Here is a 6,680-nt window from a genome sequence, read left to right as displayed (position 1 = left end):
GCCACCCCCTCGACCGCACCCGCACCACCCACCTACAACGCCTCGACTTCACCCTCGCCGCCTAAACCCCGAATAAGCCAGCAGGGTCACGGGTGCCTCACCCCCACCCACACACCGCTCAACGCCAGCCGCCGACTCCTGGCTGGCCCTCACGGGTGCCTCACCCCCACCCACACACCCCTCAGCGCCAGCCGGGGCCGCATGGCCCGGCAGATAAGTTCGTACTGATATAAGTGGGGCGTGATAGCCTGCGGGCGTGCATGCGTTCGACGTACTCGGGGATCCGGTTCGGCGCAGGATTCTCGAGTTGCTCGCCGACGGGGAGCGGACCTCCGGCGCGGTGACCGCCGTCATCCGGGCGGAGTTCGGCATCTCGCAGCCCGCGGTCTCCCAGCATCTGCGAGTGTTGCGGGACAACGGGTTCGCCACCGTCCAGCGCGACGGTGCCCGGCGGCGCTACGCCGTCGACGACACCGCGCTGCGGGAGGCGGACGAGTGGCTGGGGCGGTTCCGGCGGTTCTGGACCCCGCACCTCGACGCGATGGCGACCGAGATCGCCCGGGGCAGGCGACAGCGCCGGCTCAACCAGACCGAGGAGTGACCGTGATCGACGTGAAGCACCAGATCAGCCGGGTGAACCGGGCGACCGGCGGCGCCGACCGAGCCACCGGTGGCGCGACCGGCGGCGACGGCGAGTACCGCGTGCTGACCATCAGCCAGGTCTACGACACCGACCTCGAGGACCTGTGGGACGTGGTGACCACGCCGGAGCGGATCGCGCGCTGGTTCCTGCCGATCGCGGGTGAGCTGCGCGAGGGAGGGAAGTACCAGTTCGAGGGCCAGGCCGGCGGCACGATCACCCGCTGCGCGGCGCCCCGCGAGTTCGCCGCCACCTGGGAGTTCGGCGAGCAGGTCAGCTGGATCACCGTACGCCTGACCCCGGAGGGTGACGAGCGCACCCGGTTCGAACTGGAGCACACCGCGCCGGTCGACGACCACTGGGAGCGGTTCGGCCCGGGCGCCGTCGGGATCGGCTGGGACATGGGCCTGATCGGTCTGAGCCTGTACGTGGCGGACCCGACGGCTGCGAAGGACCCGGCCGCGGTGATGGCCTGGACGACTTCCGAGGACGGGAAGCTGTTCATGCGCCTGAGTGGGGACGCATGGGCCGAGGCGGACATCGCGGCCGGGGCCGAACCGGAGAAGGCGCGTGCGCAGGCGGCGAACACCTACGCCGCCTACACCGGCGCCGAGGCATAGATAGACTGGTGGAGGCCCCCCGCCGCGATTCGGAAGGACGTGCGCATGCGCGCGGCAGGGCTCCTGGCCAGCACCATCATTCTTGCTTCCGGTACGCCGGCGAGCGCGGCACCCGCCCCACCCCCGCTGCACCAGGGCTGGATCGTCACGACGGCCGACCCCACCCGCTGCCTGACCGGCGGGGTGATCGGCACCCTGATCCATTCCGAACCCTGCGACCGGGGCACCGCGGGCCAGCTCTGGTACCAGTCGAGCGACGGGCACCTGACCGGCGACGGCAACTGCATGCAGGCGGGCACCGCCAAGCGGGGCGCCCGGGTCCGGGTGGCCGCCTGCACCTGGGAGGCGAACCAGGCCTGGACGTTCGGCACCACGCTCAGCAACGGCGACGACGGCCCGTGCCTCACCGAGGAGATGGTCAACAGCGCGGGCTACGGCACCATCCGGCTGCGCCCGTGCAACGGCACCGTGGCCCAGAACTGGAAACCGATCTCCCTGTGGTGACGCGCTAACCGCATTTATGCCGAAAAATCACCTCGCATCAGCGAGCGGGCAAGCGAGCGGCGAGGGCGGGCAAGCGAGCGCGTGGCCGGACAAGCGAGCGCGTGGCCGGACAAGCGAGCGCGTGGCCGGACAAGCGGGATCACGGCCAGCTCGGCTGGTGGGCGCGCTCGGCGGCCGTCAACCGCGCCGCCAGCACCGGGCCGCGGCGCCCGGTGCGCACGCTCCCCCACACGTCCTCGGCGAGCAGCCGAGCCGGGCCGAGCCGGTGCCGCACCCCGAGCCATACCCGGGTCGCCCGGTCCGCGGTGCCGCGCCCGCCCGACGTGGCGGTCTGGTACCCGAACCGCCGCAGCCGGTCGCCGAACACCGCCTCGCACCGCCGGATCTCCGCCGCCCCGAGACGGCTCTGCCAGCTGCTCACCCGCTCGGTGGTCACGTCCTCGTGGGTCAGCGCGTGCCATGTCTTGTACTCCGGCACCGCCACCGCGGCAAGCTCGGACGGCTTGGTCATCGCCGGGTCGAACTCCTCGCCGAGGAAGTCGCAGATCGCCCGCAGGTACCGCTCCGGCCGGGCGACCAGGTCCTCGTACCGGACCTGATGGTAGACGTCCGGCCCGTACCGGCGGGCCGCCCGCAACGACGCGTCGGCCGCCCGCGCCCAGTGGTCGATCATGGTCTCCAGGTCGTTCGGCGGCCACGGCGTCTCCTTGAGGGAGGCCACGCAGTCCCGCCCGTCCCGGACGATGTTGATGATCTGGGCGTCCGGGAAGAGCCGGCGGATCACCGGCAGGTGCCGCAGGTAGGACGGCCGCTTGTCGCCCCAGCGCGGCTTGCCGAAGCGCCGTGCGTACATCCGGAACACCGTGCCGAGCGCCGACCCGAGCGTCCCGGGCGAGCCCTCGATCGCGGCGATCACCTCGTCCGGATCCAGGCCGAGGTCCGCGAAGTGCGGCGTCTGGACGATCCACCGCCCGAGGGCCCGGCGCCGCGCGGGTTCGCTCAGGTCCCCGAAGTCGTGTCTGCGCTGGTAGGCGACGAGCAGGAACCGGCTCTCCGGCGGCAGGGCGATGCGCGGATGCGCGTGCAGCATCAGCTGGAGCATCGTCGTACCGGACCGCGGACAGCCCACGACGAAGATCGGACGGTCACTGGACATGCCACAAACCGTAAGGTAGTTGTTGTCCGTTTTGCAAAATTCGCCCGATCAAGTCATGACTTGCCCAAAGGCGCGGTATGGCATATTGCCTACTCATGACGGGTGCCGAGTTACTGGATCACTGTCTCGCCAAGCCGGGCGCGTGGCGCGACGAACCCTGGGACGGCGACACCGTCGTCAAGGTCGGCCCCAAGATCTTCGCGTTCCTCGGCAGCGGCGACGGGGTCGGCGTCAAGTGCGGCCGCAATCGCGACGAGGCCGACGAGTGGCTTCACCGCTTCCCGGACGACGCGTCACCGAGCCGGTACATCGGCCGCTACGGCTGGAACGTGCTCCGCCTCGGCGGCGCCATCCCCGACGACGAGCTGCTGGAGGCGGTCGACGCCTCCTACGACGCGGTGGTCGCCGCGCTTCCGAGGAAGGATCGGCCGGCCGCGCCCTGAGGCGTTGTGGGGTTTCCTACAGAGCATTGCCGGTGGGAAAGCGGGCGATCTAGGGTCGCTTTCCTAGACAATGGGCGTCTAGGAAAAGGGCGGGTGCCGGTGAGCGGGATCGTTGTCGTCGGGGAAGCGCAGCTGGAGGCGTGGCGCGCCAAGGTCACGCCGCCGGTGGAGCGGCTGGGTGGCGGGATCTGGTCGGTGCCGGTGCCGATCCCGGGGAATCCGCTGCGGTACACGCTCTGCTATCTCGTGCCGGGAGACGACGGGATCCTGGTGGTCGACCCCGGGTGGAACAGCGACGAGGGCTGGAGCGCGCTGGAGAACGGGCTCGCGCGGGCCGGTGCCGGCGTCGACGACGTGACCGGCGTCGTCGTCACCCACGTGCACTCGGATCACCACGGGCTCTCCGGACGGCTGCAGGAGAAGGGCGCCTGGGTGGCGATGCACCCGGAGGAGCGGGCGGCGCTCGACGCGAGCGGGGACCCGGCGGACTGGCTGCGGCAGCACGACGTGCCGGAGGAGGAGATCGCGGCGCTCGCCGGGACGATCCGGCGGCACCGGATGACCGATCCGGCCCAGCCGGACGTACTCCTGGAGGACGGCGACCGGGTGCCGCTGAAGGGGCGCGACCTGCGGGTCGTCTGGACGCCGGGACACACGCCGGGGCACATCTGCCTGCGGGACGAGACGGCGGGCGCCCTGCTGACCGGGGATCACCTCCTGCCGCGGATCAGCCCGAACATCGGCCTGCAGCGGCCCGGGGACTCCCCGCTCGCGGCGTTCCTGGAGTCGCTGGAGCGGGTCGCCGAGCACGACGAGCTGGACGCGCTGCCGGCCCACGAGTACCGGTTCCGGGGCATCGCGGCGCGGGCCGGTCAGCTGCGGCGGCATCACGAGGAGCGCTGCGACGAGATCGTGGCGGTCGTCGAGCGGCTCGGCGCGGTGACCGCCTGGCAGTTGGCGGAGGCGCTGACCTGGTCGCGGCCCTGGGCCGAGATCGGCCCGATGCGGGTGGGTGCGGTGGCGGAGACCGCAGCTCACGTACGCTACCTCGCCGACCGTGGCGTACTGGAGCTCCGGGGTGGCCGAGCGCGCCCCGCCGGGAAGCCGGCGGGGCGCGGTCAGCGGATCAGCTGAGCTTCTTCGACTTCGTGATGGCCGCGGTGATCGCCTCGATCAGCGGCGCGGCGTGGTTCCAGGAGTAGATCGGCACGGCCTGCCACGGGAAGACCTGGTTGGCCTTGACCGCGGGCAGCGCGGCCCACGCCGGCTTGGAGGCCAGGTCGGTCGGCTGCAGGGTCCCGGTACGCGCGTCCAGGAAGATCACGTCGGCGTCGTACTTGTCGGCGTTCTCCCAGCTCAGGGACTCGTAGTAGTCGCTGTCCTTGACCTCGGGCATGATCAGGTCGACGCCGAGCTCCTTGAAGTACATGAGGTCGGAGCTGACCGCGGCGCTGGAGACGTAGAAGATGTCCGCGCTGCCGGAGCCGAACAGCACCTTGATGCCGCCGGACGCCTTCGCGGCGGCGGTCAGGTCGGTGGCGGCCTTCTCGAAGCGCGCCTTGGCCTCGGTGACCTTGGTCGCGTTCAGGTCGGCGCCGAGCGAGGCGGCCAGCTCGGCGTAGCGCTCGATCGGCTTGTTCAGCGGGACGCGGCCGACGCTGATCAGGGCGGCGTCCGCGACGGCGAGGATCTTGTCCTTCGACTCGTCCGGCACGTACCAGTAGGCGCCCGGGTCGAACATGTGGGTGACCAGCAGGTCCGGGGTGAGCGCCGCGTACTTCTCCACGGAGAACTCGCCCCACGCGTTGCCGACGATCTCGACCTTGCTGATGTCCAGGTCACCGGCCTGGTCCTCGGCGGTGCCATCGGCCTTCTTGGTCTCGCCGAAGACACCGACGATCTTGTCCTGGAGGCCCAGGTCGGCCAGCGCGGCCGCGGTGCCGGTGAAGGCGACGATCTTGGACGGCGTCTTGTCCTGGTTGAAGGTCTTGGGCTGGTCGTCCGTGAAGGTCCACGGGCCGTTCGCGGCGGACGAGGACGCGGAAGAGGACGCCGACGAGTCCTCCTCGTTACCGCCACACGCGCTCAGCACGGCACCGAGGGCGGCGGCGCCACCGGCGGCCAGCAGACCGCGACGAGACAAGGGCAAAGAGGAAAAAGACATGCTCACATCTTTCGCAGGGTCGTACACCGGTCACTCGACCGTGTAGATGGTTAGGCTAACCTAACGACCCGAAAACGCGTCAACTAGATCCACCAAAAGCCGATCGGAGCAGGGCACTGTCCACCATCGACACCCCCATCGACCGGCGGGTTCAGCCGAGCCCGCCGGCGACCCGGCGGGTCTCCGTCCGGCTCGCCGGCCTGCTGCTCGCGGTGGCCGCGCTCGCCGCCGTGCTGGTGCTCAGCATCGGCTTCGGCGCCCGGTTCCTCTCCCCCGGCGAGGTCTGGTCCGGTCTGGTCGACCCGGACTCGGCGTACTACCGGATCGTGCACGAGATGCGCCTGCCCCGGACCGTGCTGGGCCTGCTGGTGGGGCTCGCGCTCGGGCTGGCCGGCGCGATCATGCAGGCGCTCACCCGGAACCCGCTCGCCGACCCCGGCCTGCTCGGCATCAACGCCGGCGCCTCGGCCGCCGTCGCCAGCGCCGCGGCCTTCCTCGGCATCGGCACCTTCTCCGGCTACATCTGGTTCGCGCTGATCGGGGCCGCGGTCGTCACCGCCATGGTGTACGCGGTCGGTGGCGGGCGGGCGGCCACCCCGGCACGGCTGGCGCTGGCGGGTGCGGCACTCAACGCCACGCTCTACTCGTACGTCAGCGGTGTGATGTTGGCCAACACCGAGTCGATCGAGAAGATGCGGTTCTGGACGGTGGGCTCGATGGCCAGCGCCGACTTCCCCACCATCCGCCGGGTCGCGCCGTTCATCCTGGTCGGTGTGCTGGTGGCGCTGCTCGCCGCCCGGCCGCTGAACGCGCTGGCGCTCGGCGACGACGCGGCCCGCGCGCTCGGCGCCAAGCCCGGCGTGATCCGCGCCATGGTGATCGTCGCGGTGACCCTGCTCTGCGGCGCCGCCACGGCGGCCTGCGGCCCGATCGTCTTCGTCGGCCTGCTGATCCCGCACATGGTCCGCCCGATCACCGGCCCCGACCTGCGGTGGATGCTCCCGTACACCGCGGTCCTCTCCCCCGTGCTGCTGCTCGGCGCGGACGTGCTCGGCCGCGTGCTGGGCAGTCCCGGCGAGCTCCAGGTCGGCGTGGTCACCGCGGTCCTCGGTGGTCCCCTCTTCCTCTACCTCGTGCGAGTCGCCAAATGATC

Annotated in this window: 8 protein-coding genes; 6 read left to right on the top strand and 2 right to left on the bottom strand. The window is 71.1% G+C overall.

Annotated elements, in window-relative coordinates; all coding sequences use genetic code 11:
• The first annotated feature begins 256 nt into the window (after positions 1 to 256).
• Genes AB0M08_RS42965 through AB0M08_RS42955 form a run of 3 tightly spaced genes read left to right on the top strand, consistent with a single transcriptional unit; the run spans position 257 to position 1,764 of the window.
• A complete protein-coding gene (locus AB0M08_RS42965; protein WP_364506660.1) occupies positions 257 to 601 on the top strand; it encodes a metalloregulator ArsR/SmtB family transcription factor in 345 nt (114 codons plus the stop codon).
• Between the two features lie 2 nt (positions 602 to 603).
• Positions 604 to 1,260, top strand: coding sequence for an SRPBCC family protein (locus AB0M08_RS42960; protein ID WP_364506658.1), 657 nt, complete (start codon positions 604 to 606; stop codon positions 1,258 to 1,260).
• Between the two features lie 45 nt (positions 1,261 to 1,305).
• Positions 1,306 to 1,764, top strand: a complete 459-nt coding sequence (locus AB0M08_RS42955; protein WP_364506655.1) for an RICIN domain-containing protein — start codon at positions 1,306 to 1,308, stop codon at positions 1,762 to 1,764.
• A 139-nt stretch (positions 1,765 to 1,903) separates the two neighbouring features.
• Here the strand turns inward: AB0M08_RS42955 and AB0M08_RS42950 are convergent, their stop codons facing one another.
• Positions 1,904 to 2,920 carry a sulfotransferase gene (locus tag AB0M08_RS42950; protein ID WP_364506653.1) on the bottom strand — a complete coding sequence of 339 codons (1,017 nt, stop codon included), beginning with the start codon at positions 2,918 to 2,920 and terminating at the stop codon, positions 1,904 to 1,906.
• A 95-nt stretch (positions 2,921 to 3,015) separates the two neighbouring features.
• Between AB0M08_RS42950 and AB0M08_RS42945 the strand changes: the two genes are divergently transcribed.
• Together AB0M08_RS42945 and AB0M08_RS42940 are read left to right on the top strand one after the other, a co-directional pair.
• On the top strand, positions 3,016 to 3,363 hold the full coding sequence (locus tag AB0M08_RS42945; RefSeq protein ID WP_364506650.1) for an MmcQ/YjbR family DNA-binding protein: 348 nt from the start codon (positions 3,016 to 3,018) through the stop codon (positions 3,361 to 3,363).
• Positions 3,364 to 3,462: 99 nt separating this feature from the next.
• A complete protein-coding gene (locus AB0M08_RS42940; RefSeq protein ID WP_364506647.1) occupies positions 3,463 to 4,497 on the top strand; it encodes an MBL fold metallo-hydrolase in 1,035 nt (344 codons plus the stop codon).
• Here the strand turns inward: AB0M08_RS42940 and AB0M08_RS42935 are convergent.
• Positions 4,490 to 5,527 (bottom strand): ABC transporter substrate-binding protein, encoded by a 1,038-nt coding sequence (locus AB0M08_RS42935; protein WP_364506644.1) that lies wholly within the window; start codon positions 5,525 to 5,527, stop codon positions 4,490 to 4,492. The two genes, AB0M08_RS42940 and AB0M08_RS42935, sit on opposite strands and share 8 nt — an antisense overlap.
• A gap of 137 nt (positions 5,528 to 5,664) precedes the next feature.
• Here AB0M08_RS42935 and AB0M08_RS42930 point away from each other — a divergent pair, with 137 nt between their 5' ends.
• A complete protein-coding gene (locus tag AB0M08_RS42930; RefSeq protein WP_364506666.1) occupies positions 5,665 to 6,678 on the top strand; it encodes an iron chelate uptake ABC transporter family permease subunit in 1,014 nt (337 codons plus the stop codon).
• Positions 6,679 to 6,680 lie beyond the last annotated feature (2 nt).

Origin of the sequence: Actinoplanes sp. NPDC051851 (genome assembly GCF_040681165.1) — a bacterium.
GTDB lineage: Bacteria > Actinomycetota > Actinomycetes > Mycobacteriales > Micromonosporaceae > Actinoplanes.
The sequence above is the reverse complement of the archived record's forward strand: the minus strand, read 5'-3'. Positions and strand labels throughout refer to the sequence as shown.

Excerpts from the sequence above, each read along its gene's own strand:
- AB0M08_RS42950 (WP_364506653.1), bottom strand. The coding sequence starts at position 2,920 with ATGTCCAGTGACCGTCCGATCTTCGTCGTGGGCTGTCCGCGGTCCGGT.
- AB0M08_RS42945 (WP_364506650.1), top strand. The coding sequence starts at position 3,016 with ATGACGGGTGCCGAGTTACTGGATCACTGTCTCGCCAAGCCGGGCGCG.
- AB0M08_RS42955 (WP_364506655.1), top strand. The coding sequence starts at position 1,306 with ATGCGCGCGGCAGGGCTCCTGGCCAGCACCATCATTCTTGCTTCCGGT.
- AB0M08_RS42935 (WP_364506644.1), bottom strand. The coding sequence starts at position 5,527 with ATGTCTTTTTCCTCTTTGCCCTTGTCTCGTCGCGGTCTGCTGGCCGCC.